General features: G+C 59.1%; 27 protein-coding genes. 16 read left to right on the top strand and 11 right to left on the bottom strand.

From position 1 onward, the window contains the following. Window positions 1-49: 49 nt before the first annotated feature. Entirely contained in the window at window positions 50-1,066 is a 1,017-nt protein-coding gene (locus HMPREF9720_RS10090; RefSeq protein ID WP_009598183.1) for a LacI family DNA-binding transcriptional regulator, read from the bottom strand. 23 nt (window positions 1,067-1,089) lie between these two features. On the opposite strand from HMPREF9720_RS10090, the gene HMPREF9720_RS15455 reads away from it, so the two are divergent. The 4 genes from HMPREF9720_RS15455 to HMPREF9720_RS10070 all read left to right on the top strand — a co-directional run bounded on the left by HMPREF9720_RS15455 (window position 1,090) and on the right by HMPREF9720_RS10070 (window position 4,480). Next, window positions 1,090-1,374, top strand: coding sequence for a hypothetical protein (locus HMPREF9720_RS15455; RefSeq protein ID WP_130062628.1), 285 nt, complete (start codon window positions 1,090-1,092; stop codon window positions 1,372-1,374). Between the two features lie 125 nt (window positions 1,375-1,499). Next, complete coding sequence (rbsK, locus tag HMPREF9720_RS10080) at window positions 1,500-2,450, top strand: ribokinase (RefSeq protein ID WP_009598145.1); 951 nt, start codon at window positions 1,500-1,502, stop codon at window positions 2,448-2,450. 10 nt (window positions 2,451-2,460) lie between these two features. Further along, a complete protein-coding gene (locus HMPREF9720_RS10075) occupies window positions 2,461-3,471 on the top strand; it encodes a GRP family sugar transporter (protein WP_009598217.1) in 1,011 nt (336 codons plus the stop codon). 13 nt (window positions 3,472-3,484) lie between these two features. Continuing rightward, window positions 3,485-4,480, top strand: coding sequence for a nucleoside hydrolase (locus HMPREF9720_RS10070; protein WP_009598317.1), 996 nt, complete (start codon window positions 3,485-3,487; stop codon window positions 4,478-4,480). Between the two features lie 121 nt (window positions 4,481-4,601). On the opposite strand, the gene HMPREF9720_RS10065 is transcribed toward HMPREF9720_RS10070, so the two are convergent. The 6 genes from HMPREF9720_RS10065 to HMPREF9720_RS10040 are packed head-to-tail and all read right to left on the bottom strand — an operon-like array spanning window position 4,602 to window position 9,473. Continuing rightward, entirely contained in the window at window positions 4,602-5,648 is a 1,047-nt protein-coding gene (locus HMPREF9720_RS10065; protein WP_039940414.1) for a peptidoglycan DD-metalloendopeptidase family protein, read from the bottom strand. Window positions 5,649-5,679: 31 nt separating this feature from the next. Then, window positions 5,680-6,252, bottom strand: coding sequence for a DUF3109 family protein (locus HMPREF9720_RS10060; protein WP_009598281.1), 573 nt, complete (start codon window positions 6,250-6,252; stop codon window positions 5,680-5,682). Next, window positions 6,249-7,235: a D-alanine--D-alanine ligase gene (locus HMPREF9720_RS10055; RefSeq protein WP_009598162.1), complete on the bottom strand. Its 987-nt coding sequence runs from the start codon at window positions 7,233-7,235 to the stop codon at window positions 6,249-6,251. The genes HMPREF9720_RS10060 and HMPREF9720_RS10055 overlap by 4 nt, the downstream gene beginning before the upstream one ends. Window positions 7,236-7,237: 2 nt before the next feature. Continuing rightward, window positions 7,238-8,047: a nicotinate (nicotinamide) nucleotide adenylyltransferase gene (gene nadD, locus HMPREF9720_RS10050; protein ID WP_009598231.1), complete on the bottom strand. Its 810-nt coding sequence runs from the start codon at window positions 8,045-8,047 to the stop codon at window positions 7,238-7,240. Beyond that, window positions 8,044-8,613 (bottom strand): guanylate kinase, encoded by a 570-nt coding sequence (gene gmk, locus HMPREF9720_RS10045; protein WP_009598274.1) that lies wholly within the window; start codon window positions 8,611-8,613, stop codon window positions 8,044-8,046. The genes nadD and gmk overlap by 4 nt, the downstream gene beginning before the upstream one ends. Then, window positions 8,613-9,473, bottom strand: a complete 861-nt coding sequence (locus HMPREF9720_RS10040; RefSeq protein ID WP_039940469.1) for a YicC/YloC family endoribonuclease — start codon at window positions 9,471-9,473, stop codon at window positions 8,613-8,615. The genes gmk and HMPREF9720_RS10040 overlap by 1 nt, the downstream gene beginning before the upstream one ends. A gap of 202 nt (window positions 9,474-9,675) precedes the next feature. Here HMPREF9720_RS10040 and serC point away from each other — a divergent pair, with 202 nt between their 5' ends. The 8 genes from serC (at window position 9,676) to HMPREF9720_RS10000 (ending at window position 16,976) form a co-directional block, all read left to right on the top strand. Then, window positions 9,676-10,749 (top strand): 3-phosphoserine/phosphohydroxythreonine transaminase, encoded by a 1,074-nt coding sequence (serC, locus tag HMPREF9720_RS10035; protein ID WP_014776578.1) that lies wholly within the window; start codon window positions 9,676-9,678, stop codon window positions 10,747-10,749. Between the two features lie 90 nt (window positions 10,750-10,839). Then, window positions 10,840-11,763: a 3-phosphoglycerate dehydrogenase gene (locus HMPREF9720_RS10030; RefSeq protein WP_014776577.1), complete on the top strand. Its 924-nt coding sequence runs from the start codon at window positions 10,840-10,842 to the stop codon at window positions 11,761-11,763. 24 nt (window positions 11,764-11,787) lie between these two features. Then, the gene (locus HMPREF9720_RS10025; RefSeq protein ID WP_009598238.1) at window positions 11,788-13,032 is read left to right on the top strand and encodes a DUF1015 domain-containing protein; all 1,245 of its coding nucleotides are present in this window, start codon (window positions 11,788-11,790) and stop codon (window positions 13,030-13,032) included. A gap of 341 nt (window positions 13,033-13,373) precedes the next feature. Then, on the top strand, window positions 13,374-13,601 hold the full coding sequence (locus tag HMPREF9720_RS10020; RefSeq protein ID WP_009598251.1) for a 4Fe-4S binding protein: 228 nt from the start codon (window positions 13,374-13,376) through the stop codon (window positions 13,599-13,601). Window positions 13,602-13,604: 3 nt separating this feature from the next. Beyond that, the gene (locus tag HMPREF9720_RS10015) at window positions 13,605-14,699 is read left to right on the top strand and encodes a 3-methyl-2-oxobutanoate dehydrogenase subunit VorB (RefSeq protein WP_009598287.1); all 1,095 of its coding nucleotides are present in this window, start codon (window positions 13,605-13,607) and stop codon (window positions 14,697-14,699) included. A 5-nt stretch (window positions 14,700-14,704) separates the two neighbouring features. Continuing rightward, window positions 14,705-15,466 (top strand): thiamine pyrophosphate-dependent enzyme, encoded by a 762-nt coding sequence (locus HMPREF9720_RS10010; protein WP_009598236.1) that lies wholly within the window; start codon window positions 14,705-14,707, stop codon window positions 15,464-15,466. A 10-nt stretch (window positions 15,467-15,476) separates the two neighbouring features. Beyond that, window positions 15,477-16,022 (top strand): 2-oxoacid:acceptor oxidoreductase family protein, encoded by a 546-nt coding sequence (locus HMPREF9720_RS10005; protein ID WP_009598297.1) that lies wholly within the window; start codon window positions 15,477-15,479, stop codon window positions 16,020-16,022. Window positions 16,023-16,271: 249 nt separating this feature from the next. Next, complete coding sequence (locus HMPREF9720_RS10000) at window positions 16,272-16,976, top strand: peroxiredoxin (RefSeq protein WP_009598154.1); 705 nt, start codon at window positions 16,272-16,274, stop codon at window positions 16,974-16,976. 62 nt (window positions 16,977-17,038) lie between these two features. Here the strand turns inward: HMPREF9720_RS10000 and fmt are convergent, their stop codons facing one another. The 4 genes from fmt to HMPREF9720_RS09980 are packed head-to-tail and all read right to left on the bottom strand — an operon-like array spanning window position 17,039 to window position 21,598. Continuing rightward, window positions 17,039-18,010 carry a methionyl-tRNA formyltransferase gene (gene fmt / locus HMPREF9720_RS09995; RefSeq protein WP_009598272.1) on the bottom strand — a complete coding sequence of 324 codons (972 nt, stop codon included), beginning with the start codon at window positions 18,008-18,010 and terminating at the stop codon, window positions 17,039-17,041. A 57-nt stretch (window positions 18,011-18,067) separates the two neighbouring features. Further along, window positions 18,068-19,291: a bifunctional 3,4-dihydroxy-2-butanone-4-phosphate synthase/GTP cyclohydrolase II gene (locus tag HMPREF9720_RS09990; RefSeq protein WP_009598143.1), complete on the bottom strand. Its 1,224-nt coding sequence runs from the start codon at window positions 19,289-19,291 to the stop codon at window positions 18,068-18,070. Beyond that, window positions 19,266-20,768: an LptF/LptG family permease gene (locus HMPREF9720_RS09985; RefSeq protein WP_009598257.1), complete on the bottom strand. Its 1,503-nt coding sequence runs from the start codon at window positions 20,766-20,768 to the stop codon at window positions 19,266-19,268. Before HMPREF9720_RS09985 ends, HMPREF9720_RS09990 begins: the two co-directional genes overlap by 26 nt. Further along, the gene (locus tag HMPREF9720_RS09980; RefSeq protein ID WP_009598273.1) at window positions 20,765-21,598 is read right to left on the bottom strand and encodes a metal ABC transporter permease; all 834 of its coding nucleotides are present in this window, start codon (window positions 21,596-21,598) and stop codon (window positions 20,765-20,767) included. Before HMPREF9720_RS09980 ends, HMPREF9720_RS09985 begins: the two co-directional genes overlap by 4 nt. 102 nt (window positions 21,599-21,700) lie before the next feature. Between HMPREF9720_RS09980 and mtaB the strand changes: the two genes are divergently transcribed. From mtaB to HMPREF9720_RS09960, 4 genes are read left to right on the top strand one after another with little or no spacing between them, the layout of a single operon-like run. Then, the gene (mtaB, locus tag HMPREF9720_RS09975) at window positions 21,701-22,999 is read left to right on the top strand and encodes a tRNA (N(6)-L-threonylcarbamoyladenosine(37)-C(2))-methylthiotransferase MtaB (protein ID WP_009598199.1); all 1,299 of its coding nucleotides are present in this window, start codon (window positions 21,701-21,703) and stop codon (window positions 22,997-22,999) included. Between the two features lie 35 nt (window positions 23,000-23,034). After that, entirely contained in the window at window positions 23,035-23,814 is a 780-nt protein-coding gene (locus HMPREF9720_RS09970) for a hypothetical protein (protein WP_009598253.1), read from the top strand. A gap of 5 nt (window positions 23,815-23,819) precedes the next feature. Next, window positions 23,820-25,265, top strand: coding sequence for a TrkH family potassium uptake protein (locus tag HMPREF9720_RS09965; RefSeq protein ID WP_009598166.1), 1,446 nt, complete (start codon window positions 23,820-23,822; stop codon window positions 25,263-25,265). Then, complete coding sequence (locus tag HMPREF9720_RS09960; RefSeq protein ID WP_139022484.1) at window positions 25,253-26,821, top strand: SPOR domain-containing protein; 1,569 nt, start codon at window positions 25,253-25,255, stop codon at window positions 26,819-26,821. The genes HMPREF9720_RS09965 and HMPREF9720_RS09960 overlap by 13 nt, the downstream gene beginning before the upstream one ends. Window positions 26,822-26,839: the final 18 nt, after the last annotated feature.

The following is a 26,839-nucleotide window of genomic DNA, read 5'->3' as shown; positions in this document are numbered from 1 at the left end:
TGCCGGCGCTTGTCTTGTGACTGCGGCGGGGATATGTCCGGAGCGGACGTTACTTTGCGGTACGCGGGTTTGCGACCGAGTCGCGGACGATCCTTTCAGGCGGCAGTTGCAGCTGCGTCCGGCAGCGTACCTCCTCCCGGATGCTCTCCAGCAGCAGCCTGACGGCTGTTTTCCCGATCTCTTCGACGGGCTGGCCGATGCGGGTTATGGCCGGAACCAGAAAATCCAGATAGGGATTGTCGTCGAACGACACCACGGAAATATCTTCGGGGATCCGCAAACCCGATTCGCGGATGGCTTTGACCGCGCCGAGCAGGATCGTATTGCTCAGGGCGAATATCGCCGTGGGACGGTCGGGACCTGCCACGGCGAGCTTGGTCTGCCGGTAGCCGTTCTCCAGCGAGAATGCGTCGCCGGTTATGATGGCTTCCTCCTGCAGTCCCGCTTGTCGGAGCGCGTCGAGATAACCCTGCACGCGCCGGCGGTTCGGCATCGAATGGGGAACGCCCTGTATGCAGGCGATTCTGCGGTGTCCTCTCTGCAGCAGAATCCGGGTCGCCTCCACGCCTCCGCGGTAGTTGTCGGTGCAGACGTACGGCAGCGAGGTTCGCTCGAAACTGCGGTCCACCAGCATGACGGGAACCGAGCGGTTCACCTTTTCGAGGTGGTCGGGCGTCCGGCCGCACGGAACGGCCACGATGCCGTCCACCCGGCGCGAAAGCATCGTCCGGATGCCCTCCTGCTCGTTTTCTTCGTTCTCCATGGTATCGACCACCATTACCGTATATCCGTGGCTGCGGGCTTCCCGGATGATGGCGCTGGCGATGTCGGCGAAATAGGGGTTCGACACCTGCGGAATCAGTAAGCCCAGCGTATTGGTGCGTTTCATGCGCAGTCCTTTTGCCAGAAGGCTCGGCGTGTAGTCGCACCGTCTGGCTTCGGCGAGGATCAGCTCGACGGTTTTCCGGCTGATGCGGTATTTCTCCGCCTGTCCGTTCAGCACCCGCGAAACGGTCGATATGGCGAATCCGGTCCGTTTGGATATGGTGACCAGCGTCTCTTTCATGCGGCGTTCTGTTATATTATTTTATGGATGCCGGAACCCGTATGGATGCCGGCCCCGTTTCCGGTTCTTCCGGTTCTTCCGGTCAGCTCTCCAACCTGTTTACCAACCTGTTTACCAACCTGTTCTCCGGCCTGTTTACCGGCTTGTTTTCTGGCCTGCTCTCCGACCTGCTTCCCGCCTGTTTCCCGACCTGCTTTCCAACCTGTTCTCCGGCTCTGTCTGCCTGTCCGAGTACACCGGCGCGGATTGTTGCCCGGTTTTTGTTCCGAACAAAAGTAGCCATTTTTTCGGATGCGGCAAGAAAATAATGATAGGCATATGAAAAAATACCATAAAAAAGCTTGTAATTTTCTTTTATTGTCTTTATACTTGCATATGTGATTGCACAAACGATTGCGCAATACCTGATATTGATAATCTGAAATTATAACCTATGGAAAAAATTGTGATTGTCGGCAGCGCCAATACCGACCTGATCGTCCGGGCCGACCGGATTCCGTCGCCCGGCGAGACCGTTCTCGGCGGCGAATTCCGGATCGTTTCCGGCGGCAAAGGTGCCAATCAGGCCGTCGCCGTCGCGCGGCTGGGCGGCGACGCCCTTTTCGTGGCGCGTATCGGGACCGACCTTTTCGGAGATGAACTGATGGCCCGCTACACCGCGGAAAAGATGGATACTTCGCATGTCGTCCGCGATTCTCAGGCCCCTACGGGCGTGGCGCTCATCACGGTCGATAATTCGGCCGAAAACTGCATCGTCGTGGCTCCCGGAGCGAACGCGCGGCTTTCCAGAAAGGATATCGACGACGTCCGGCCCGAACTGGCGAAGGCAGGCTATCTGCTGATCCAGCTCGAAATACCGCTCGAAACCGTGGAATACGCGATACAGACCGCCGCCGAATTGGGCGTGAGGGTGATTCTCAATCCGGCGCCTGCGGCGCAGATCGACGAAAAGTACCTGAAATACGTCTACCTCCTTACGCCCAACGAGTCGGAGTGCGCCCTGCTTACGGGACGTCCCGTACTGAACGGGACGGATGCGGCAGCCGCAGCGGAGACGCTGTTGAACAAGGGGGTGAAGAACGTGATCGTCACCTGCGGTTCGCGCGGCGCGCTCGTGAAAAATGCCGATATTTGCACGGTGGTGCCCGCATGCCGTGTTTCGGCAGTCGATACGACCGCGGCGGGCGACGTTTTCAACGGGGCGCTGACCGTGGCGCTGGCGGAAGGCTTGCCGCTCTTGGACGCTGCGCGCTTTGCAACGCACGCCGCCGCCCTCTCGGTGACCCGCATCGGGGCGCAAAGCTCGATTCCGACGCGCCGCGAAGTGGACGACGCCCGTTTTGCGAATAACGGCCGATCCGCCGACCGAATGACAACCCTTTAAAACTTCGAATATGTTTGTAGTAAACGATTATGCGACCGCCGTGATACTCTGCATTGTCACGATGTTGTGCTGGGGCTCGTGGGGCAACACTCAGAAACTGGCAGGCAGGACATGGCGTTATGAACTCTTCTACTGGGACTATGTCGTCGGCATGCTCCTTTTTTCGCTGATCCTCTGCTTTACGCTGGGCAGCATCGGCAGCGAAGGCCGTCCCTTCCTCGAAGATCTCGCGCAGGCTGCGCCCAAGGCCCTCGGCAGCGTACTGCTCGGCGGCGTCATCTTCAACGCCTCGAACATCCTGCTTTCCGCCTCCGTGTCGCTGGCCGGACTGGCCGTCGCCTTTCCGCTGGGCGTGGGTCTGGCGTTGGTGCTGGGCGTGGTCATCAATTACATGGGAGCGCCGAAGGGCGACCCCGTCATTCTGTTCCTCGGCGTGGCGCTGATCGTCATCGCCATCGTCTGCAACGGAATCGCTTCGGGACGGGTCCGGAAGGAGCCGGGTTCCTCGGCGCAAAACCGCAAAGGCATTCTGCTGGCGGTGCTGGCCGGCGTCCTGATGTCGTTCTTCTACCGCTTCGTGGCCGCGGCAATGGACCTCGACAACTTCGAATCCCCCACCCCCGGCATGCTGACGCCCTATTCGGCGATCTTCATCTTCTCGGTGGGCGTCCTGCTGAGCAACTTCGTCTTCAACACGCTCGTCATGAAACGGCCCTTCGTCGGTACGCCGGTCGGTTACGACGCCTATTTCAAAGGCTCGGCCCGCACCCATTTGGTCGGGATGCTGGGCGGCGCGGTCTGGTGTCTGGGTACGGCGTTCAGCTACATTGCGGCGGGTAAGGCCGGGGCCGCCATTTCCTATGCGCTGGGACAGGGCGCGCCGATGGTCGCCGCCGTCTGGGGCGTTTTCGTCTGGAAGGAGTTCCGGGGCGCGGGCCGCTCGGTGGGCTGGCTGCTGGCGGTCATGTTCCTCTTCTTTATTCTCGGTCTGGCATGTATCATTCTCTCCGGAGGCAACTGAATAACCTGAAACGATGAAGAAACTTTTGATTCTGGCGGCGCTTGCCGCCCTCTGTACGCCGGCGGTCCGGGCGCAGCAGACGCCCGCCGCACCCCTGCGGGTGATTTTCGATACCGACATGGGCAACGACGTGGACGATCCGCTGGCGCTCGATATGCTTTACAAGGCGGTGGACCGGGGTGAAATCACCCTGCTCGGCATTCTCAGCAGCAAGGATACCGAGTTTTCGCCCCGCTATATAGATATGATGAATACGTGGTACGGCTATCCCGAAATTCCGGTCGGGAGGGTCCGTGACGGCGTGGTGCTCAAACGCGACGACTACGCGCGCGCTGTCTGCGAGTCGGGACTTTTCCCCCGCAGTCGCAGGGACCGGGACTACGGCGATCCCGTAACCCTTTACCGCCGCCTGCTGGCCGAGAGTCCCGACAGCTCGGTCGTGGTCGTCTCCGTCGGTTTCTCGACCAATCTCGGCCGCCTGCTGGAGAGCCGGGGCGATCGGTATTCGCCGCTGGACGGCATCGAACTGGTGAAGCGCAAGGTGAAGTCCTGTTCGGTGATGGGCGGAAGCTTCGGCGACAAGCCCCGCGCCGAATACAATATCGTGAACGACATCCCCAACGCCAAGCGGCTTTTCGCGCTCTGTCCCGTACCCGTCGCGGTCGTGTCGCTCGAACTGGGCAAGACGGTGAATTATCCCGGAGCCAGCATCGAAACCGATTTTGCGTGGGCCGGAAAGCACCCGATGGTCGAGGGCTACAAAGCCTACCGCAAGATGCCTTACGACCGTCCTACATGGGACATGATGTCGGTGCTGTATGTCCTGCGTCCCGAAATGTTCGGGGTGTCCGAACCGGGAATCATCTGCGTGGACGATCAGGGATACACCTATTTCACGCCGACGCCGCGCGGAAAGCATACGGTGCTCACCCTGACGCCCGGACAGCAGGATGCCGTGCTGCGATTCTTCGTGCGGGAGCTCTCTTCGAAGCCTGCAAAGTACAGGTAGACACCCCTGCGGTTCGGGAGACGGCTCCTTGGGGCGCGGTCTTTTGACGAAATAAGCCGGAGTCCGAGACTCCGGCTTATTTCGTGTCCGGGGCTTGGGTCCCCGTATGCGGTACGCCGCCCTACCTCACCCGCAGCGAGCGGCCGATGCGCAGCACCGTGGTCGATTTGATATTGTTCATGCGGCAGATGTTGTTTACCGTCGTGCCGTATCTGCGGGCTATTGCGCCCAGCGTATCGCCCGACTTGATGCGGTGATACTTCATGGCGGCCTTTTCGGCGGCCTCCTTCTTGTCCTGCTCCTCGTTGGCGATCTCGTCGTCGAAGTCCTGCCCCGCGTTCGAATAGATGCTGAAGAACGATTTCTTCAGCAGGAACGTTTCGCGGCTCAGGATGCCGTTCTTGAAGTCGATCAGCCGTTCGGGGTCGAACGACTGGCCGTAATAGCGTGTCTCGAAATGCAGATGCGGACCCGTCGAGCGTCCCGTCGAGCCGCCCAGACCGATGATCTGTCCCGCTTCGACCCACTGGTTCGGCTCGACCATGCGCTCCGAAAGATGGCCGTAATAGGTCTCCAGCCCGTTGTCGTGGCGGATGATGACCAGATTGCCGTACCCGCCCTTGTTGTATTCCGAGATTCGCACCCGGCCGCAGAATGTGGCGTAAACCGGATCGCCCGTCTTGAGCGGCAGATCGACGCCCTGATGCTGGCGGCGACGGCGCGGACCGTACTTGCCGCGCGGATGCACCGAGCCCTGATACGGGCAGTGGTAGCCGGTCAGCGAGTCGATCAGGTCGATGACCACCGACTGGGGCATCGACGACATGTCTACCTCCTTGTAGGGGAAGAGCGTCTTCGTATCCCAGTATTTCTCGAAGATGGTGCTGTCCTTGGCCACTTCGCGGTTGCGGACGTATTTCCATGTGTTGTTGCTGTAGAGCACCACCTGCACCGCGTCGTTGCCTGAGTCGAGCGTGTCGAGGACTACGACGTCGTTGGTATCGAAAATCGACTCGATCTGCTTGGGCGCCAGCCGCAGGCGCAGCGCGGCGATGGAATCCACCGCTGCGGCCTCTTCGGGCGACAGGGCTGCGATGTGCAGCGAATCGGTTTTCTCCGCAGCCTGCGGTTCGGCGGCCGCGGCCGTGAGCGCCGCTACGGCGGCCATACATGTAAGGCAGTATTTTTTCATACGCAGTCTATTGTTGTCTGATAAGTTCCTCGGCGGCTTCCAGCGCCTTGTAAAATTCCTCGCCGAACCGTCGTACGATCGGCTCCCTGAGCGCCTTGTAGACCGGGATTCCCAGTTTCCGTCCGCACTCGCGCGCCGGGGCGCACACCGACCATCGGTGGTAGTTCAACCCTACCGTGCCGTTCGAAAACCGCATGAGCCGGATCGGATATAAATGGCATGAGATCGGCTTGCGGAACGCCGTCTTCCCCTCCAGCCACGCCTTTTCCACGGCGCAGAGCGTGATGCCGTTCTCCCGGTAGGTATAGGCGCACTCGGCGTCGTCGACCAGCGGCGTGGTCAGGTCCCCGTCCTCGTCCACGACCATGAAGCCCTGCCGCTCGACGGCTTCGATGCCTTCGGGCGTCATGTAGGGCCTGTAGGCTTCGTATTCGCGTTCGAGAATATCGACCTCTTCCGCTTCGAGCGGCGCTCCGGCGTTGCCTTCGACGCAGCAGATGCCCTTGCAGGCCGCGATGTCGCATGCGAAGCATTCGCGCAGCAGGTCGGCGCTTACGATTTTGTCGTCTATCTCGATCATTTGCGGCAGGTGTCGGCGATAACGAGGTCGAACATCTCCCCCAGCGTCATGCCCATGGCCTTCGCCTGCTTGGGCACGATGCTTCCCGCACTCATGCCGGGAATGGAGTTGATCTCTATCATATAGGGTTTGCCTTCGGGCGTGACGATGAAATCGACGCGCACCACGCCCGAACAGCGGCACGCCTTGTAGGCGATGCGTGTCATGCGGTGCAGCTCCTCCGCGATTTCGGGTGCGATCTGCGCCGGGGTTATCTCGTCCGAATACCCTTCGGTGTATTTGGCCTGATAGTCGAAGAAGTCCTTCTTGGAGACGATCTCCGTGATCGGGAACAGATACTCCCTGCCTCCCGCCACCATCATGCCGCAGCCCATTTCGCGGCCTTCGATGCACTCTTCGATCAGCACTTCGTCGCTCTGGGCGAAAGCCGCTTCGACGGCGGGCAGCACCTCGTCGCGCGTGTGGACCTTCGTCACACCGAACGAACTGCCGCTGGCGTTTGGCTTGATGAAAAGCGGAAGCCCGAATTCGGCGATTACTTCGTCCGGGTCCGCGGTCTCGCCCTTGCAGAGGAAAATTTCACGGGCGAGGTTGATGCCGCGGCCCGCCACGGTCCGCTTGGTGGTGACTTTGTCGAACGTGATGACCGAAGAGGTCATCGAACACGACGAATAGGGAACGCCCATCATGTCCAGATAACCCTGCAGCCTGCCGTCCTCGCCGGGCGTGCCGTGGATGATGATCAGCGCATAGTCGAAAACCTTGCGTTCGCCCTCCACCGTCAGCGAGAAGTCGTTCTTGTCCACCTGCCATTGGCGGCCGTCGGGGGCCGTGTAGTGCCAGTCGCGGTGGTGGAGGTCTATGACCGTAATGTCGTATTTTTCGTGGTCCAGCGCCGATTCGATCTGCGCGGCGCTCTGAAGCGCGATTTCCCGTTCGGGCGAATCGCCGCCCGCCATGAGGGCAATCTTCAAACGTGTCATTGTCAGGGGTTGTATATGTCTTTGTATCTGAATTCCAGTATTTCCTGCACCATCTGCGCATACTGCCGCGCTTCGGCGTGGCTGTCGTCCAGCTGCAGCACGCGGTTGAAGTCGTTGAGCGCCGCGCCCCACTCGTTGAGCCGGTAATGGAGTTTGCCGCGCTCGGTGTACAGTTCCGTATTTTCGGGTTCCGCGGCGATCTGCGCCGTCAGTGCGGCCTTGCGTGCCGCCGGGCTCCAAAGCCCTTTGCGGCGGATGTACTCCGCGACTCCCGCGTCGAGCATCTGCGAGACGTCCTCGCCCCGCTCGATCCGTCCGCGCACCTCCGTCGAGGAGAAATCCTGCAGCGGAGCATCCTCCAGCACGGTGATGCGTCCGGCGAAACGCCCGACCTGCTCGCCGCGGCGGGGATAGACGTATATCGGGTATTCGAGTATTTTTTCGTACTCCTTCCAGCCGTCGAGCCGTTCGAGCTGGTCGGCGCCCATCAGGATCGAAAACTCCATCTCCGCGCCGTGGTTCTCGGTCAGATAGCGCAGCGTGTCGATTGTGTACGAGGGTTTGGGCAGCAGAAACTCCACCACCGAAGGTTTGATCCGCTCCGGCAGGCGCGATGCGGCGCAGGCCCTTTCCGCCATCTCGAAGCGGTCCATTTCGGGCGCCAGTTCGGCGGCCCGCTTGTAGGGGCTTTGGGGTGAGACGACGAGCACCGCTTCGTCGCACAATCCCTGCTCCACGACATATTCGGCCAAGGCGATATGGCCTTTGTGTACGGGGTTGAACGACCCGAAATAGAGCATTACGCGCTTCATGACCGGCCGGTTATGAATTCGTCGATGATGCGGGTGGTCTCGGCGATGGCTTCGTCGAGCGAGTCGTTCACGACGATGTGATCGAATTCGGGGGCTTTCGTCAGCTCGAATTCGGCCTTCGCCACGCGGCGGTCGATCACCTCCGGAGCGTCCGTGCCGCGGCCTTCGAGCCTGCGGCGCAGCTCCTCGACCGAAGGCGGCATGACGAATATCGAGCATGCGTCGCCGCCGAAGATACGCTTGAGATTGATGCCGCCGATCACGTCCACGTCGAAAACGATGATGTTGCCTTTGGCCCAGATGCGCTCAACTTCCGAGCGCAGCGTGCCGTAGCAGGTGCCTTTGTAAACCTCTTCCCACTCCACGAACCGGTTTTCGGCCACGGCCTGCATGAACTCTTCGTGCGTCATGAAGTGGTAGTCGCAGCCGTGCCGTTCGCATCCGCGGGGTGCGCGGCTGGTCGCCGAAACCGAAAATTCGAACTGCGGAAAACGCTTCAGCAATTCGCGTACGATGGTGGTTTTTCCCGAACCGCTCGGAGCGGAGAATATTACGACCTTGCCCATTATAATATGTTCAGTACCTGTTCCTTGATCTTTTCCAGCTCATCCTTCATCTTGACTACCAGAATCTGGATGTTCGATTCGTTGGCCTTCGACCCCATGGTGTTGATCTCACGGCCCATTTCCTGCGCGATGAAGCCCAGTTTGCGGCCTGCGCCCTCTTCGCCCGCGGCCACTTCGCGGAAGTATCTGCAGTGGTTCGCAAGGCGGACCTTCTCTTCGGTGATGTCGAGCTTTTCGAGGTAGAAGATCATCTCCTGCTCCAGCCTGTTGCGGTCCACGTCGGCCTGCAGCTTTTCGAGGTTGTCCAGAATCCGGGCCTTGATCGTCTCCGTGCGGGCCTTTTCGAAAGGCACGACCTCTTCCTTGTAGCTTTCGATCCTGTCCACGCGGCCGAGCAGGTCGGCGATCAGGATGGCGCCTTCCTGCATGCGGAATGCGTCGAGCCGGGCGGCGGCGGCTTCCGTCGCGGCGATCAGCGCCGCATGCTCCTCGTCGGATATGCTCTCCGTCTCGGTCGATATCACTTCGGGCAGACGCATGATGACGGGCACGATGGCGTCGTAGTCGGCGTCGATGCCCGCGAAGGCCAGCGTGTCGGTCATCTGGTGCAGGTATTCGCGGAACACCTCTTTATTTATACGCGCCGGCGTCTCCACGGCCTGCGACTCGACGGTCACGAAGACATCGACCTTGCCGCGCTGGATCGTGCGGGCGATGATATTGCGTATTTCGTATTCCGACTGGCGGTATACGGCCGGCAGCCGCAGTCCGAGGTCGAGCTGTTTGGAGTTGAGCGAGCGGATTTCTACCGTGATCTTTTTATTTTGCAGAGCGGCTTCGCCTTTGCCGAAGCCCGTCATCGATTTTACCATTGCGGCGGATGTTAAGTTTCGGCAAAAGTAATAAAAACAATTCAAAAATGCCGGGTGTTCGGGACGCCGGGTGAAATTTCTTTGAACAAGTTTTGCACAAGTGTTGTATTCTCAGGAATATTTTATTTATATTTGTGTTAGCAAACTAACAGAATGGAGTTCCGAAACCCTAAATTCACATCAGAATATTATGAAAAAGCACAATTTCAACGCGGGACCGTCGATCCTTGCAGACGAAGTACTTGAAAATGCGGCCAAAGCGATTATCGATTTCAACGGGTCGGGCCTTTCGCTGCTTTCGATTTCGCACCGCACCAAGGATTTCGACGACGTGATGGCCGAAGCCGACGCGCTTTTCCGCGAGATGCTCGACATTCCTGAGAACTACAAGATTTTCTATATCGGCGGCGGCGCCAGCACCTTCTTTTACGAGGTGCCCGCCAACTTCCTCGGTAAGAAAGCAGGTTACGTGAATACCGGCGTCTGGGCGAAGAAAGCCATGAAGGAGGCCAAGCGTTACGGCGAAGTGGAATTGCTGGCGTCGTCCGAAGACCGCAATTTCACCTATATTCCCAAGGGTTTCGCCATCCCCTCCGATCTGGATTACGTGCATATCACCTCCAACAATACGATCTACGGCACCGAGTACCACGAGGACCTCGTTTCGCCCGTTCCCCTGATCGCCGACATGTCGTCGGACATCCTTTCGCGTCCGGTCGATGTGACCAAGTACGCCATGATCTACGGCGGCGCGCAGAAGAACCTCGCCCCGGCGGGCGTTGCGTTCGCCATCATCCGCGAGGATATGCTCGACAAGATCGTGCGCGACCTGCCGACGATGGTTTCGTTCCGCACCCATGTCGAGAACGGCTCGATGTTCAATACGCCGCCCGTGTTCCCGATCTACGTGCTCAAGGAGACCCTCAAGTGGCTCAAGTCGATCGGCGGCGTTCCCGAAATCTACCGCCGCAATCAGGCCAAGGCCGCGCTGCTCTACGACGAGATCGACCGCAACCCGCTCTTCCGCGGCACGGTGGACAAGGAGGACCGTTCGCTGATGAACATCTGTTTCGTGATGGCCGACGGTTACGAGGAGCTGGCTCCCGAATTCATGGAGGCCGCCAAGAGCCGCGGCATCGTGGGTATCAAGGGCCACCGGCTGGTGGGCGGTTTCCGCGCTTCGTGCTACAACGCACTGCCCGTCGAGAGCGTCAGGGTGCTTGTGGAGTGCATGCAGGAGTTCGCCGCCAAACACGCGAAATAACATCCGTCCATGGCGCATTTTTTTACCTTTACACCGAGGAAACGTGCGGCGTCGGACATAGATTTTATTCATTTAATCGAAAATACAGGTATGAAAATATTGGTTGCGACGGAAAAGCCCTTTGCCAAGAAGGCCGTAGACGGCATCCGTCAGATCGTCGAAGGCGCCGGATACGAACTGGCCCTGCTCGAAAAATATACCGACAAATCGGAACTGCTCTCGGCCGTGGCCGACGTGGATGCGCTGATTATCCGCAGCGACAAGGTGACGGCCGAAGTCATCGAAGCGGCGCGGAACCTCAAGATCGTGGTGCGTGCCGGTGCCGGTTACGACAACGTGGACCTCGCGGCGGCTACCGCACGCGGCATCGTGGTGATGAACACTCCGGGCCAGAACTCCAACGCCGTGGCCGAACTGGCGCTCGCCATGATGATTTTCATGGCCCGCAACGGCTTCACGCCCGGCACGGGTTCCGAGATTCAGGGCAAGACCCTCGGTATCCATGCTTACGGCAACGTGGGCCGGCTGGTGGGCCGCAAGGGCAAGGCGATGGGCATGAACGTGATCGCCTACGATCCTTTTATCACCGATTCGGCCGTTTTCGAGGCCGACGGCGTGAAAAAAGTGAATTCGGTCGAAGAATTGTATAAGAACTCGGACTACCTCTCGCTGCATATCCCCGCGACGGAGCAGACCAAAGGCTCGATCGGCTACGACCTGCTGATGTCGATGCCCAAGGGCGCGACGCTGGTCAATACCGCCCGCAAGGAGGTGATTGACGAGCAGGGAGTGATGAAGGCCCTGACCGAACGCGAAGACTTGAAATACATTACCGACATCGCCGCCGGCATCCAGTCCGAGCTGAACGAAAAATTCGGCAGGCGGGTGTTCGCCACGGCGAAGAAGATGGGCGCCGAGACCGCCGAAGCCAACATCAACGCCGGCCTTGCCGCCGCGAATCAGATCGTGGACTTCTTCAAGAACGGCAATACCCGGTTTCAGGTGAACAAATAGTGTATAACATATGAATCATAACATATGGTAAGAATCAAACCTTTCCGGGGAATACGCCCCCCGAAACAGTACGCTTCTGAGGTGGCGTCGCGTCCCTACGACGTGCTGAACTCCGCCGAGGCGAAGGCCGAAGCCACCGAGCGTTCGCTGCTGCACATCATCAAGCCCGAAATCGACTTCGACCCCATTGCGGACGAACATTCGCAGGAGGTTTACGACAAGGCCGTCGAAAACTTCCGCGCATGGCGCGAAAAGGGCTGGCTCGAACAGGATCCCGAAGAGTACTATTATATCTATGCGCAGACGATGGACGGCCGTACGCAGTATGGTCTGACGATGTGCTGCAACTACGAGGATTACCTTTCGGGCGCGATCAAGAAGCACGAACTGACGCGCCCCGACAAGGAGGAGGACCGCATGATCCACGTCCGCAACCAGAAAGCCAATATCGAACCGGTGTTTTTCGCCTATCCCGACAACGCCGAGATCGACGCCATCGTGGCCGGCGTGGTGGAAAACAACGCTCCTGAGTACGATTTTACGGCCGCCGACGGCTTCGGACATAAGTTGTGGGTGATTCGCGACAGGAAGACCAACAACCGTATTACGGAGATTTTCAAGGATATTCCGGCGCTGTACGTCGCCGACGGCCATCACCGCACGGCCGCCGCGGCGCGTGTGGGACAGGAGTGCCAGCGCAGGAATCCCGACCATACGGGTCGTGAGGAGTACTGCTACTTCCTTGCCGTGACCTTCCCCGCGGGCCAGCTCCGCATCATCGACTACAACCGCGTGGTGAAGGACCTGAACGGTCTGACCTCCGCCCAGCTGCTCGAAAAGCTGGCCGAAAACTTCACCGTCGAGGACAAGGGCGCCGAAGAGTACCGCCCTTCGGGACTGCATAACTTCTCGATGTACCTCGACGGCCGTTGGTACAGCCTGACGGCCAAGCCCGGCACTTACGACGACAACGACCCGATCGGGGTGCTGGACGTCACGGTGCTGTCGAATCTGGTGCTGGACCGGATTCTGGACATCAAAGACCTGCGCACTTCGAAGCGGATCGACTTCGTGGGCGGCATCCGCGGTCTGGGCGAGCTGAAACGCCGCGTGGACAGCGGCGAGATGAAGGCGGCTTTCGCCCTCTATCCCGTCTCGATGCAGCAGCTCATCAACATCGCCGACACGGGCAACATCATGCCTCCGAAGACGACGTGGTTCGAGCCGAAACTCCGCTCCGGCGTGGTGATCCACTCCTTCGAGGAGTAGCCGCCGTCCGCGTTCGATTGAAAGACAGCCCGAAAAGGCTGTCTTTTTTTTGCGGATGCGCCGGAATCGCTATCTTGCAGTAATGCTGGTCTTTTTCGTGTGGAGCCTCTTTTTCCTCGTCTGGTTCTGCATCGGCGGCCATAGGGGCGAAAATAAATACGGACCCGATCCCAAGGCGGAATAAAACCTCCGAAATGTTTTGTGTGCAGTGCGTTCGGGATGCTGGATTCCGGCCGCACTGCTTTCACTTATCCGTTTTTCGTGATAAGATTTGTTGCATTCGTTTAGAATCTTCGGGATTTTTTTATATATTTGTAAGGAACTTAACAAAACTACGGCTTATGGCTAAAATAAAAGGAACAGTCGTTGTCGATAAGGAACGCTGCAAAGGATGCGGAGTGTGCGTCGCTTCGTGTCCGTGCAATGTGCTGGGCATGTCGGCTGAGGTGAACAGCAAGGGCTACCCCGTGGCCCGGATGGCAAATCCCGACGCCTGCATAGGCTGCGCTTCGTGCGCGGTGATTTGCCCGGACAGCGTCATCACGGTTTATCGTCAAAAAATCGAGTAAGCTATGGCAGAGAAAGAGGTAAAACTGATGAAAGGCAACGAAGTGATCGCCCATGCGGCGATCCGTTACGGTTGCGACGGATATTTCGGCTACCCGATCACGCCCCAGTCGGAGGTGATGGAGACGCTGATGGAACTCAAACCGTGGGAAACCACGGGCATGGTCGTGCTGCAGGCCGAATCGGAGATCTCGTCGATCAACATGGTCTACGGCGGCGCATCGACCGGCAAACGGGTGATGACCTCCTCGTCTAGCCCCGGCATCAGCCTGATGTCCGAGGGGCTTAGCTATCTGGCGGGCGCCGAGCTGCCCTGCCTGATTATCAACTGCCAGCGCGGCGGTCCGGGGCTGGGCACCATCCAGCCTTCGCAGGGCGACTATTTCCAAGCTTGCAAGGGCGGCGGTCACGGCGACTTCCACCTGATCGTGCTGGCGCCCAATTCCGTGCAGGAGATGCACGACCACGTGGCCGTCGCGTTCGATCTGGCGTTCAAGTACCGCAATCCGGCGCTGATTTTGGCCGACGGCGCCATCGGACAGATGATGGAGAAAGTGGTGCTCGCGCCGCAGCGTCCCCGCAAGACCGACGAGGAGATTGCCGCCGAGTGCAAGTCGTGGGCGACCTACGGCAAACCCGCCGACCGTCAGCGCAATATCGTGACGTCGCTGGAGCTGCAGTCCGAGAAGATGGAGATCATCAACAAACGCCTTCAGGAGAAATACAAGGCCCTCGAAGAGAACGAGGTGCGCTACGAAGCGATCGACTGTGACGATGCCGATTATGTCATCGTGGCGTTCGGCTCGTCGGCCCGTATCTGCTCGGCCACGGTCGAGATGGCGCGCGCCGAAGGACTCAAGGTCGGCCTGCTGCGTCCGATCACCCTCTATCCTTTCCCCAAGAAGCCGCTTGCCGAACTGGCCGCGCGCGGCGTGAAGGGCTTCCTCTCCGCCGAGCTGAATGCGGGTCAGATGGTCGAGGACGTTCGGCTGGCCGTGAACGGCGCGGCTCCCGTCGAGCATTTCGGCCGTCAGGGCGGTATGATGTTCGCCCCCGACGAGGTGCTTGCCGCACTCAAGGAAAAACTGATTAAAAAGTAAAGACTATGGCAGAGGTTGAAATCAAAAAGGAGAATCTGGTTTATGCCAAACCGAAGCTCATTACCGACAACGTCATGCACTACTGCCCCGGCTGTAGTCACGGTACGGTACACAAACTGATTGCGGAGGTCATCGAAGAGATGGGTCTCGAAGAGAAGACCGTGGGCGTTTCGCCCGTGGGCTGCTCCGTATTCGCATACAACTACATCGACATCGACTGGATCGAAGCGGCGCACGGACGCGCGCTGGCCGTCGCTACGGCCGTCAAACGGCTGCATCCCGGCAATCTGGTCTTCACCTATCAGGGCGACGGCGACCTGTCGGCCATCGGCACCGCGGAGTCGATCCATGCGGCCGCCCGCGGCGAGAATGTCGTGGCGGTCTATATCAACAACGCCATCTACGGCATGACGGGCGGCCAGATGGCTCCGACTACCCTGCTGGGCATGAAGACCGCGACGACCCCCTACGGCCGCGATCCGCGTCTGAACGGCTATCCCTACAAGATCGCCGAGATGATGGCCCACCTCGACGGCGCTACTTTCATCACGCGCCAGAGCGTGCATACGCCGGCCAACGTGCGCAAGTGCAAGAAGGCGATCCGCAAGGCGTTCGAGAATTCGATGGCCGGCAAAGGCTTCTCGCTGGTCGAGGTCGTTTCGACCTGCAACAGCGGCTGGAAACTTTCGCCCGTCGCGTCGAACGAGTGGCTTGAGCAGAACATGCTGCCCTTCTATCCGCTGGGCGATATCAAGGACGTAAAATAAGAGGACCGATATGAAAGAGACTTTAATTATCGCAGGATTCGGAGGACAGGGCGTCCTCTCGATGGGCAAGATACTGGCCTATTCGGGCGTCATGCAGGATTTCGAAGTTACGTGGATGCCCTCTTACGGTCCCGAAATGCGCGGCGGCACGGCCAACGTGACGGTGATCCTTTCGGACCGGAAGATTTCGTCGCCTATCGCCCATGAATTCGATACGGCGATCATCCTGAATCAGCAGTCGATGGAGAAATTCGAACCAATGGTAAAACCGGGCGGCGTGCTGATCTACGATACCAACGGCATCACGCGCCACCCTGTGCGTACCGACATCGAGGTTTACTCGATCGACGCCACGGCCGAATGCGCCAAAATGGGACAAGCCAAACTCTTCAACACGATGATCCTCGGCGGCTACCTCAAGGTGCGCCCCGTGGTCGAAATGGAGAACGTGATGGTCGGCCTCAAGAAATCGCTTCCCGAACGCGCTTGGAAGATGCTTCCCGAAAACGAGAAAGCCATCCATCACGGCGGCGAGATCATCAAGAAGATCCGCTGACCGCAGCGACGCTTATGGAAAAGCCGCCCGGAGAAATCCGGGCGGCTTTTTTCGGTCCGGATCACAGTCCCTTCGCCCGGATATTCAAAAACGTTGTTTGTATAGACACATTCGCGCCGGAGCGCGAAACGGACAATGCAAATTAGGATAATCTCCCGAAAAACAGTAAATTGGTAGACGTAATCCCGATGTTTAGTCTGCAGGGCATCAACTTTGCGTGCCCGGACATATACATTAAATCATTCAGTTATGGACAAGAACGAACAGCAACTGCCGCGTCTGGGCGAACCCGTTCCGGCATTCGAAGCGATGACGACGCAGGGGAAGGTCAGCTTCCCGGCCGATTACAAAGGCAAATGGGTGATTCTTTTCAGCCACCCTGCCGATTTCACGCCTATCTGCACCTCGGAGGTGCTTACTTTCGGCGCCCGCACTGCGGAGTTCAAGGCGCTGAACTGCGAGCTGATCGGTCTTTCGGTGGACAGCCGCAACAGCCATATCGCGTGGCTGCGCACGATCCGCGAAAAGATCGAATACAAGGGCATGAAGGATATAAAGGTGGAATTTCCGATTATCGACGACGTGTCGATGAAGGTTGCCAATCTCTACGGCATGATCCAGCCCGGCGAAAGCCAGACCGCTGCCGTGCGCGCCGTGTTCTTCGTCGATCCCAAGGGCGTGCTGCGGGCGATGATCTATTATCCGCTGGCGCTGGGCCGCAATTTCGACGAAATCAAGCGCGTGCTGGTGGGCTTGCAGGCCATCGACGCGTTCGGCGTGGCGATGCCGGCCGACTGGCGTCCGGGCGACGAGGTGATCGTTCCGATGAAGGGCGAGGACATGAACGACCAGCCTGAAGGCGTGAAGTGCTACGACTGGTTCTTCTGTACGCGCCCGCTGCCGAAGGAAGAGATCGAAAAGAAACTCGGCAAAGGATACGAAATCAAAGGATAATCGAAAGGGGCTTGCGCAAGCCCCTTTTTTATTGATATATTCCTGCCGATCGCCGGATGAGGTTATTTCTGAAACCGGTACTGTCCGATGTCCCGCAGTCCGAGCAGCAGCTCGCGCACCGGAAGCCGTTTTTTACCGGCTATCTGCAACTCGCCGAGGGTGATCCACCCGTCGGCGCATGCCACGCGGATAAAGGTGCGTCCGTCGCTTTCGACGGTTCCTGCCGCTTTGTTGTGCGCCGCCCCTTCGAACGCCGCCGCATAAATTTTCGCCGTGAGGGATGCCGTTTCGCCCTCTTTGCGCATTTCGGTCCATGCGGCCGGATAGGGCGAAAGCCCGCGTACGAAGTTCACGATCCGCCGTCCCTCCCACGACCAGTCGATCCGGCAGTCCTCCTTGAAGATCTTGGGCGCAGGATGCAGGCGGCTCTCGTCGATTCCCGTCTGCTCCATGGGCTGAATATCCCCTGCGGCGATGCGGTCCACGGTCTCGGTCACGAGCGCCGTTCCGGTGTGCATCAGTCTGTCGTACATCGTGCCCACGTTGTCTTTCGGAAGAATCGGCACGCGCACCTGCGCGATGATCGCGCCTTTGTCTATTTCGTGGTTGAGCAGGAACGTCGTGACGCCGGTCTCTGTTTCTCCGTTGATGACGGCCCAGTTGATCGGCGCGGCCCCGCGGTACTGCGGAAGCAGCGAGGCGTGCAGGTTGAATGTTCCCAGCCGCGGCATGGCCCAGATCACTTCGGGAAGCATGCGGAACGCGATGACGATCCCCAGATCGGGTTTCAGCGCCTGCATGGCTTCGACGAACTCCGGCGCTTTCAGCTTTTCGGGCTGCAATACCGGAAGTCCCAGTTCGAGCGCGGCCAGCTTAACCTCGCTCTGATGCAGTTTCTGGCCCCGTCCGGCGGGTTTGTCGGGCGTCGTGACCACGGCCACGACGTTGTAGCCCCCGGCGACCAGCGCCCGGAGGGACGGTACGGCGAATTCGGGCGTACCCATAAATACGATGCGCAGCTCTTTCGGATTCATTGTTCTTCGTATGTTATGCTTCGTCTCTTGTGCGTAATGCGGGCCTTCTGAGCCGGGTTATTTCTTGTCCAGTCCGAGCGTGTGGTGCATGCGCTCCTCCTTGGTCTTCAGGTAGCGCAGGTTGTGCTCGTTGGGGGCGATGACCACCGGCACGATCTCGTCGATCCGCAGTCCGTAGCCCTCCAGCCCGGCCCTTTTGAGCGGGTTGTTGGTCATCAGCCGCATGTGCTTGATGCCCATTTCGCGGATGATGCTCGCGCCGATGCCGTAGTCGCGCTCGTCCACGCCGAAGCCCAGTTGCACGTTGGCGTCCACGGTGTCCAGTCCCTCGTCCTGAAGCTTGTATGCCTTGATTTTGTTGCAGAGTCCGATGCCGCGTCCCTCCTGCTGGAGGTAGATGATCGCGCCCTTACCCTCCTTTTCGATCATGCGCATCGCTTCGTGCAACTGATCGCCGCAGTCGCAGCGGCACGAGCCGAAGATGTCGCCCGTGGCGCATGACGAGTGTACGCGGGTCAGCACCGGTTCGTCCTCGGTCCATTCGCCTTTGGTCAGCGCCACATGCTCCAGCCCGTTGCTCTTCTGGCGGAACGGCGTGATGCGGAAATCGCCCCATGCGGTCGGCAGGTCCACGGTTTCGCCCTTCTCGACGATGGATTCCTCCTTCAGCCGGTATGAGATCAGCGACGCGATCGAGATGATTTTGAGGTCGAATTTCTTGGCGATCTCGACCAACTGCGGCAGACGGGCCATCGTGCCGTCTTCGTTCATGATTTCGATCAGCGCGCCCGCGGGCTGCAAGCCTGCCAGCCGCGCAAGGTCGATCGCCGCTTCGGTATGTCCCGGACGGCGGAGTACGCCTTTCTGGCGTGCGCGCAGGGGGTTGATATGTCCCGGACGGCCCAAGTCCGTGGCCCGCGTGGCCGGGTCGGCCAGTGCGCGGATCGTCGCCGCACGGTCGTGGATCGAGACGCCCGTGGTGCAGTCGTGGCCCAGCAGATCGACGGTCACGGTAAAGGGAGTTCCCAGCAGCGAGGTGTTGTTCTCCTCCATCATGTTAAGGCCGAGTTCGGCGCAGCGGTCCTCCGAAAGCGGTGCGCAGAGTACGCCGCGGCCCTCCTTGAGCATGAAATTCACGATTTCGGGGGTTATTTTCTCCGCCGCTACGATGAAGTCGCCTTCGTTTTCGCGGTCTTCGTCATCGACGACGATCACTATTTTGCCGTTGCGGAAATCTTCGATAACCTCTTCCACACTATTCAGAATCGTGCTTTTTGCCATTTCGTTTGAGTTTTATAGCGTTTTTCAATTTGTTGATCGCGGGTCGCATGCGTTCGTAGAGCGCCTTGAATTTTCCGGCGTACCAGTCCGTGTCGAGCAGCGCCGAGTCGTTCGTGGCCTTGTAGGTCAGGTAGATCGCTATGGGCGTGAGGATGAACGTCGAGAGCCACATGCCGTATACGGCGTCCCAGCTCCCCTCCTTGGCCAGTTTCTCGCCTGACAGGCTGATGATGTAGTAGATCACGAAGAAGATGATCGACACGACGACCGGAAGTCCCAGTCCGCCCTTGCGGATGATGGCGCCGAGCGGTGCGCCGATCAGGACGAAGATCATGATCGACACCGGCAGCGACATCTTCTTGTGCCATTCGACTTTGCTGCGGTAGAGCTGGTTGAGCGCCTCTTTTGCCGCCGACTCGTCGAACGAGAACATGTTGCGGGAGTTCTTGGCCAGCGTGCGCGCCTGATTCCATACGCGCTCCTTTTCCCGCATCTGCAGCGTAGCGATGGAGTCCATCGCCGCCATGTCGCGGAACCGGCTCTTGTCGATGCGGAGACTGTCGGGCTGCGGGAGCACCGAGTTGTCGCGGGAGAAAATCTGCTCCTTGAGCAGCGGTTCGTACGAGCGCGTCGTCGCGCTGTTCACCATTTTTTCGAGCGAGTCGATGTCGTGCTGCAGCTCGTTGATATTCTTCGTCTGGCTGTTCGAAAACTGGTTGGCGTCGGTGCGGCCCATCGCGAAGCCCTCCATCGGGATCACCTGATCCTGCTTCTCGAAGATGTGGTGGCGCAGTTTGCTCTGGGTGAACCACTGGCTGCTGCGGGTCTGCTCGTAGGTCTCGCCGTTGAAAAGCGTCACCAGCAGGTATTTCTTGTCGTCCGAAAGACGGATGTATCCCGAATCGGCCACGATGGTGTTCATGTCGCCGTTGGCCGCGCGGTTGTCGTATATCAGCACGTCGTGCAGCAGATGCGTTTCGGGCTCCTGCCTGCTGACGCGGATCGACATGTTGTCGATGCCGTTGAAGAACAGTCCGTCCTGAAATTCGAGACTCTGTTTCTGCTGGCGGATGTCGTACAGGATGCTGAACACCTTTTTGTTGGCGTACGGCACGAGGTTGTTGCCGATGAAGAAGCTGCCCACGGAGATCAGGCTTACCAGAATAATCAGCGGCTTGGTGATGCGTATGAGCGACATGCCGGCCGACTTCATGGCCAGCAGCTCGTAGTTCTCGCCCAGATTGCCCATGGTCATGATGGCCGCCAGCAGCATGGCCAGCGGCAGTCCCAGCGGGATCATGTTGGCCATGAAGTAGGTCATCAGCTCGATGATGATGCCTGCGCTGAGTCCTTTGCCCACCAGCTCGTCGATGTAACGCCACACGATGTTCATCATCAGGACGAACATCACGATGAAAAACGTGAGGACCATCGGCCCCAAGTAGGCTTTCAGTACGAGTTTATGGATGGTTTTCATGCGGCGGCACCGGCTTTTTTGTTACGCAAAGGTAATAGTTTTACTACAATAAGCGTAAGAGTGAGTGTAAATATTATGGCTGCTCCGGGCGGAACTTCGAAATTGTAGCTTGCGACGAGTCCGGCGACGTTGCCCGCCACGGCGACCAGCGGCGCGCAGAGCGCGATGGTCCGGTACGAGCGCGAGAGCGAATTGACTATGGCAACGGGCATCGTGAGCAGCGAAATCAGCAGGACGATTCCCATGATGCGGATCGAGAGGACGATCGTCACGGCGATCAGGGCCGCCATCACGTAGGAGATCACGCGGGTCGGAATGCCCCGGCTGCGGGCGAAATCGCGGTCGAAGGCCACGTACATCACCGGCCGCAGCCATAGCAGCGCTCCGGCGATGATGAACAGCGTCAGAGCGGTCAGCGCCGCGACGTCGCCGTGCGTCACGGTGACGATGCTGCCGAACAGGTATGCGGAGAGATCGCCCGACGTGTAGCCCGGCCGCAGGCTCATGAAGAGCGCGCCGACGGCCATGCCCACCGACCAGATGATGCCGATGGCCGAATCTTCGCGGATGCGGCCCCTGCTGCCGGCCCATTCGATGCCCAGCGCCGAGAGTACGGCGAAGATCATCGCCCCGGCGATCGGGTCGGTGCCGAGGTAAAACGCGATGCCCAGTCCGCCGAACGAGGAATGCGTGATGCCTCCGGCGAGGAAAACCATCCGGCGGCATACGACATAGGTGCCTATCACGCCGCACGTTATGCCCGAAAGGACACACGCCGCCAGCGCGTTCGACAAGTAGCCGTATTGAATCAGGTCGCTGAAAAATTCCATGCCTCGTTCCTTATATTGCGCGCAAATTTACGCTTTTTTCTCGGAAAAGCCCTCCCTTTTCGCACAGTTTTCGTAATTTCGCCCGGTAAATAACGACAATTTATGCAACAACGCAGAGTAAATTTCCACACCCTCGGCTGCAAACTCAACTTTTCGGAAAGCTCGACCCTCGCGCGGGAGTTCGAGCGCGGCGGTTTCGTGCGCGTCGCACCCGACGCCGAGGCCGACATATGCGTCATCAACAGCTGTTCGGTCACGGAACACGCCGACAAGAAATGCCGCAACCTGATCCGCAAACTCCACCGCCGCAATCCCGGTGCCATCATCGCCGTGACGGGCTGTTACGCGCAGCTCAAACCGCAGGAAATAGCGGCGATCGAAGGCGTTGATATCGTGCTGAGCAATAATGATAAAGGAATGTTATATAAACGGGTGGTCGAACTCTCCGGCAAGGGCCGTGCGCAGATTTACAGCTGCGATACCGAATCGCTCACTTCGTTCTTCGCGGCCTTTTCGAGCGGCGACCGCACGCGCGCTTTCCTCAAGGTGCAGGACGGCTGCGACTACAAGTGCGCCTACTGCACGATCCACTATGCCCGCGGCGGCAGCCGCAACATGCCGATCGCGGACCTCGTCGCCGAAGCCCGCCAGATCGCTGCGGCCGGACAGAAGGAGATCGTCATCACGGGAATCAACACGGGGGATTTCGGCCGTACGACGGGCGAGCGTTTCATCGACCTGCTGCGTGCGCTCAACGAAGTCGAAGGCATCGAACGCTACCGGATTTCGTCCATCGAACCTAATCTTCTAACGGATGAAATCATAGCATTTTGCGCCGCGTCACCTAAATTCCAGCATCACTTCCATATTCCGCTCCAAAGCGGTTCGGACAAAATTCTCGGACTGATGCGCCGCCGCTATACCACGGCGCGTTTCGCCGACCGCATCGCCGCCGTGCGGGCGCTGATGCCCGACGCCTTCATCGGCATCGACGTCATCGTCGGCTTTCCCGGCGAAACCGAGGAGGATTTCCGCACGACGTACGATTTTCTGGAGGGACTCAAGCCCGCTTTCCTCCACATATTTCCTTTTTCGGAGCGTCCCGGAACGCCTGCCGTCGATATGCCCGGCAAGGTGCAGCCGTCGGTGGCGACGCGCCGCGTCGCCGAACTGGAAGAACTTTGCGGGCGGCTGCACGGCGCATTCTGCGCCAAAGCCGTCGGTTCCGAGGATACCGTGCTGTTCGAAAGCACCCTGCGCGGCGGCATGATGTTCGGCTATACGGGCAGCTACCGCCGGGTGAAGGCCCCCTACGACCGGACGCGCATCAACGCCATTTGCCGGGTGCGCTTCGGGGCGATGGACGAATCTCACGATCTGATGGGTGATATTCTCGATTAATTCACTATATTTGCATTGATAAAATCAAAAGAAGTATGACGGGTATGCGCAGAAGAGTGACGATCGGTTTTTTGAGTATCGTCTGCCTGCTGTTTTTTTCGGGGATGGTCTCGTTCGTGGAACTGAGCCACCTGAGCCGCGATACGGGCGAAATCCTCAAGGCCAACAAGCGTAACATCGAGCTGGCCAAGGAGATGCTCGACGCCGCCTATGAGCAGAACGTGGCGCTTATCCGCCTTTCGGTGTTCGGAGACAACTCCTACGACAGCCTTTGCCGGTCGAGTATGGAGCGGTTGGAGAACACGCTGCTCGTGGCCCAGAGCGAAGCCCTCGACAAGTCGTTTCTCGACTCGCTGGCTTTCGCGACGACCGAGCTGCGCCTGCTGACCGACAACTACCTCGCCTTCGGAGCGCATGCCGCGGCGAATCCGGCCGCGCCCGATTCGGTGGGCCGCAGCTGGTATGACAGCGAATACGAAGTCCTCTACGGCCGTCTGACCGCTGCCATCAAGAACTATATGACTTCGACGCAGAGCTCGCTGGCTCCGCGTGCCGAGCAGATGAAGAAAAACGCCTACCGGGCCGTTACGCCGGTGCTGATCTCGCTCGTGGTTATGATCGCCATCGTGCTGATGCTCTACTACTTCATGTCGGTCTACTGCGTCAACCCCATTATCCGGATGAACAAGGGGCTGGGCGACTACCTCTCGTTCCGCGTGCCGTTCGCCGTCAAGGCCGACTGCAAGGACGAGGTCTTGGAGCTGAAGGAGAAGATCGAGACCCTGATAACCGTTTCCAAGCAGCCAAAATCCTGATTGCGATGCGAGTAGACGTGGTTTTGCGATATGTCGGGGTCGTGATGCTTTTCATCGCGCTGTTCATGCTGTTGTCGGCGGGGATTTCCTTTGTCAGCGGCATGGATTCGGCGTTCTATCCCCTGCTGCTCGCGTCGCTGCTCACGGCCCTCTTGGGGGCGTTTCCGCTGATCTTCGTCGAACGTACGCAGCAGATCACCAACAAGGAGGGATTCTGCATCGTGGTCGGCTCGTGGCTGGTCGCCTGTCTGGTCGGCATGTTCCCCTACCTGATCTGGGGCGGGGAGTTCAGTCTGGTGAACGCTTGGTTCGAAAGCGTTTCGGGCTTTACGACGACCGGATCGACGATCCTGAACGATATCGAGGTGCTGCCGCGGGGGCTGCAGTTCTGGCGCATGTCCTCGACGTGGATCGGGGGTATGGGCGTGGTCATGTTCGCACTGCTGATCCTCCCCTCGCTGGGGCGCAACAAGATGACGCTGTCGAGCGTCGAGCTTTCGACCTTGGCCAAGGATAATTACCGCTACCGGACCCAGATCATCGTGCAGATTCTGCTGGTGGTCTATGTGGGCCTTACGGTGCTGACGACGGTGCTGCTCAAAATGGCGGGCATGAACTGGTTCGATTCGCTCTGCCACGCCATGTCGGCGTGCGCCACGAGCGGTTTTTCGACCAAGAACGCCAGCGTCGCCTATTTCAACAGTCCGATGATCGACACGATCCTGATCTTCGCCATGGCTACGGCGGGTATCCACTTCGGACTGATCTATGCGACGGTGACCGGCAAACGCAACAACATATTCCGTTCGGAGGTGACGCGCTGGTACCTCGTCATGCTGCTGGGCGGCGGCCTGCTGATCGCCGTCAGTCTCTTCACCGCCAACATATACCCTACGTTTTCGGCCGCGTTCCATCATGCGCTTTTCCAGTTCGTGTCGCTTGTTACGACGACGGGATTCGCCACGGCCGACTCCAACCAGTGGACGTCGTTTGCGGTTATCCTGCTGATTTTCGGTTCGATCGTGTGCGCCTGCGCGGGTTCCACCGCGGGCGGCATCAAGACCAACCGGCTGGTGCTGGCGATGAAGATGATGCGCACGCGCCTGCGCCAGCAGCAGCACCCCAACGCGATCATCCGCATCAAGCTGGACGGGGTCATTCAGGAGAACGAAGCGCTCCATTCGGTCATGATATTTATCGTCGCATACCTGATGCTGATTCTCGCCGGCACGGTGCTGGGGACGATGTTCGGCGTCGATCTGATGACCAGCTTCTCCGGCTCGGTGGCTTCGATCGGCAACGTCGGTCCCGGATTCGGCCAAGTCGGGTCGATGGATAATTTTTCGTCCGTGCCGGGCGTTTTCAAGATATCCAGTTCGCTGCTGATGCTTCTGGGGCGTCTGGAGATTTTCGGGCTTATACAACTCTTTTTCATTAAATGGTGGAGGTAACCGGAATGTTGGTTCGTAAAACTTGCATATTGTTTCTGTTCGCGGCGCTTCTGGGCGCCGGAAGCCTGCGTGCGCAGCAGCTTTCAGTCGAAGCCCGCATCGCGGGGCTCGAAAGCAACGAGGAGTATATGTCGCTTCTGCGCGAGGATGCGCAGCTGCAGATGCGCGAAGATTCGATCGTCAATGCCGTGGAACGCGCCCGGCGGCAGCTGCGCGAGAACCCGGCGGGCCGCCAGCAGTATTCGCAGGATATTCTGCAGCTCGAAAGCCGGATATTCGAAATCCGCAATGCCAAGGGCCGCCTGATCGACCGTATCAACACCATCGAGCAGGAGTGGGTGCTCGCCAACCTGAACGGCGCGGCGTCGCAGCCGGCGGGGCCTGCCGCGGAAAATCCGGCGGCGGAGATTCCCGATTCGCTCAAGGTGCGCAATCTGGTCAGCAATCCCTATTTCCGGGAACAGCTCCCGGAGGCCGACTATGCCGCGCTCGTCGAAGCGCAGCGGCTGGAATTCGATGCCGTGGATTACGTGAACCGCTATTTTGCCAATTACGGCACGATTTCCGAGCTGGCCGAAGCCTACGCCGCGGCTCAGGCCGAAGCCGATGCGGCGGAGATTTACGACAAATACAAGACTCTGCAGGGCTTCAACCGCGTGCTGGCCGATTCGCTCTCCGACGCATGGAACTACATCTTCGACAACAAGAGCTATGCTTACGGCTACCTGATGGACAAGCTGGGGCGGGACGCGATTCTTTCCCGCGAGGAGGAGCGGCTCTCGGAGGCCGCCCGTCAGCTCTCTGAACTGCGCGGCGAGACCGCTTCGGACGCCGTGACCGACTATTTCCTGCGCAAGAAGGTGCTCGTCGGGTATGAAACCTCCGTGGCCGATATGCTGGGGCTGACCTCCGCGCGCGATTCGCTGCGGGGCGTGATGGCGCAGCTGGAGGGCATCGACTTCCGGCTGCCCCGGATCGACGTCGCAGAGCGTTATTTCCTCGATTACGACAGCGTTTCCTTCTCCTCGACGCCGAAGTACAGCTATCAGCACCCCATTCCCGAATGCAAGGTCTACGAGCACGGGACGATATACCGCATCCTGCTCGGCACGTTCAATACCAAGCGCGCCGTATCGACCTTCCGGGGCGCTTACCCGCTCTCCTATCTGGTCAACGATGACAGGAAATGGTGTTACTACGCCGGAGGTTTCGCCACGAGGGAGGAGGCCGAAGCGGCCCAAAAGCTGCTGAAGGCCCGCGGTTTCGTCCGCCCCGAAATCGTCGTGTGGACCGACGGCGAGTACCGCAATCTTTCGAAGGACCCCGAAGCGCAGCATATCGCCTACCGGGTCGAGATCGTCAGCTCCGAAGCGCTTTCCGACGCGGTGAAGGCAGCGATTACGGATACGGCCGAGGGGTGCGAGCTTTCGCGCGTGGGACAGCAGCTCTTCGTCGTCGGGACGTTCGACGACAAGGCCGTGGCCGACCGCGTGGCGGCCGCGGTGACGCAGACCGACCCGGCTTTGGAAATAAAAGTCGCTGAAATTGCGGAATAATTGATTTTAATTCCTATC

Source organism: Alistipes sp. HGB5 (assembly GCF_000183485.2).
In the GTDB taxonomy this organism is placed as follows: Bacteria; Bacteroidota; Bacteroidia; order Bacteroidales; family Rikenellaceae; genus Alistipes; species Alistipes finegoldii.
Note: the sequence above shows the minus strand (reverse complement) of the source record. Positions and strands in the feature narration are given on the sequence as shown.

Bases quoted from the DNA above. Each gene is read 5' to 3' on its own strand.
- HMPREF9720_RS10090 (WP_009598183.1), bottom strand. From the start codon at position 1,066: ATGAAAGAGACGCTGGTCACCATATCCAAACGGACCGGATTCGCCATA.
- HMPREF9720_RS15455 (WP_130062628.1), top strand. From the start codon at position 1,090: ATGGATGCCGGAACCCGTATGGATGCCGGCCCCGTTTCCGGTTCTTCC.
- rbsK (WP_009598145.1), top strand. From the start codon at position 1,500: ATGGAAAAAATTGTGATTGTCGGCAGCGCCAATACCGACCTGATCGTC.
- HMPREF9720_RS10075 (WP_009598217.1), top strand. From the start codon at position 2,461: ATGTTTGTAGTAAACGATTATGCGACCGCCGTGATACTCTGCATTGTC.
- HMPREF9720_RS10070 (WP_009598317.1), top strand. From the start codon at position 3,485: ATGAAGAAACTTTTGATTCTGGCGGCGCTTGCCGCCCTCTGTACGCCG.
- HMPREF9720_RS10065 (WP_039940414.1), bottom strand. From the start codon at position 5,648: ATGGCCGCCGTAGCGGCGCTCACGGCCGCGGCCGCCGAACCGCAGGCT.
- HMPREF9720_RS10060 (WP_009598281.1), bottom strand. From the start codon at position 6,252: ATGATCGAGATAGACGACAAAATCGTAAGCGCCGACCTGCTGCGCGAA.
- HMPREF9720_RS10055 (WP_009598162.1), bottom strand. From the start codon at position 7,235: ATGACACGTTTGAAGATTGCCCTCATGGCGGGCGGCGATTCGCCCGAA.
- nadD (WP_009598231.1), bottom strand. From the start codon at position 8,047: ATGAAGCGCGTAATGCTCTATTTCGGGTCGTTCAACCCCGTACACAAA.
- gmk (WP_009598274.1), bottom strand. From the start codon at position 8,613: ATGGGCAAGGTCGTAATATTCTCCGCTCCGAGCGGTTCGGGAAAAACC.
- HMPREF9720_RS10040 (WP_039940469.1), bottom strand. From the start codon at position 9,473: ATGACGGGCTTCGGCAAAGGCGAAGCCGCTCTGCAAAATAAAAAGATC.
- serC (WP_014776578.1), top strand. From the start codon at position 9,676: ATGAAAAAGCACAATTTCAACGCGGGACCGTCGATCCTTGCAGACGAA.
- HMPREF9720_RS10030 (WP_014776577.1), top strand. From the start codon at position 10,840: ATGAAAATATTGGTTGCGACGGAAAAGCCCTTTGCCAAGAAGGCCGTA.
- HMPREF9720_RS10025 (WP_009598238.1), top strand. From the start codon at position 11,788: ATGGTAAGAATCAAACCTTTCCGGGGAATACGCCCCCCGAAACAGTAC.
- HMPREF9720_RS10020 (WP_009598251.1), top strand. From the start codon at position 13,374: ATGGCTAAAATAAAAGGAACAGTCGTTGTCGATAAGGAACGCTGCAAA.
- HMPREF9720_RS10015 (WP_009598287.1), top strand. From the start codon at position 13,605: ATGGCAGAGAAAGAGGTAAAACTGATGAAAGGCAACGAAGTGATCGCC.
- HMPREF9720_RS10010 (WP_009598236.1), top strand. From the start codon at position 14,705: ATGGCAGAGGTTGAAATCAAAAAGGAGAATCTGGTTTATGCCAAACCG.
- HMPREF9720_RS10005 (WP_009598297.1), top strand. From the start codon at position 15,477: ATGAAAGAGACTTTAATTATCGCAGGATTCGGAGGACAGGGCGTCCTC.
- HMPREF9720_RS10000 (WP_009598154.1), top strand. From the start codon at position 16,272: ATGGACAAGAACGAACAGCAACTGCCGCGTCTGGGCGAACCCGTTCCG.
- fmt (WP_009598272.1), bottom strand. From the start codon at position 18,010: ATGAATCCGAAAGAGCTGCGCATCGTATTTATGGGTACGCCCGAATTC.
- HMPREF9720_RS09990 (WP_009598143.1), bottom strand. From the start codon at position 19,291: ATGGCAAAAAGCACGATTCTGAATAGTGTGGAAGAGGTTATCGAAGAT.
- HMPREF9720_RS09985 (WP_009598257.1), bottom strand. From the start codon at position 20,768: ATGAAAACCATCCATAAACTCGTACTGAAAGCCTACTTGGGGCCGATG.
- HMPREF9720_RS09980 (WP_009598273.1), bottom strand. From the start codon at position 21,598: ATGGAATTTTTCAGCGACCTGATTCAATACGGCTACTTGTCGAACGCG.
- mtaB (WP_009598199.1), top strand. From the start codon at position 21,701: ATGCAACAACGCAGAGTAAATTTCCACACCCTCGGCTGCAAACTCAAC.
- HMPREF9720_RS09970 (WP_009598253.1), top strand. From the start codon at position 23,035: ATGACGGGTATGCGCAGAAGAGTGACGATCGGTTTTTTGAGTATCGTC.
- HMPREF9720_RS09965 (WP_009598166.1), top strand. From the start codon at position 23,820: ATGCGAGTAGACGTGGTTTTGCGATATGTCGGGGTCGTGATGCTTTTC.
- HMPREF9720_RS09960 (WP_139022484.1), top strand. From the start codon at position 25,253: ATGGTGGAGGTAACCGGAATGTTGGTTCGTAAAACTTGCATATTGTTT.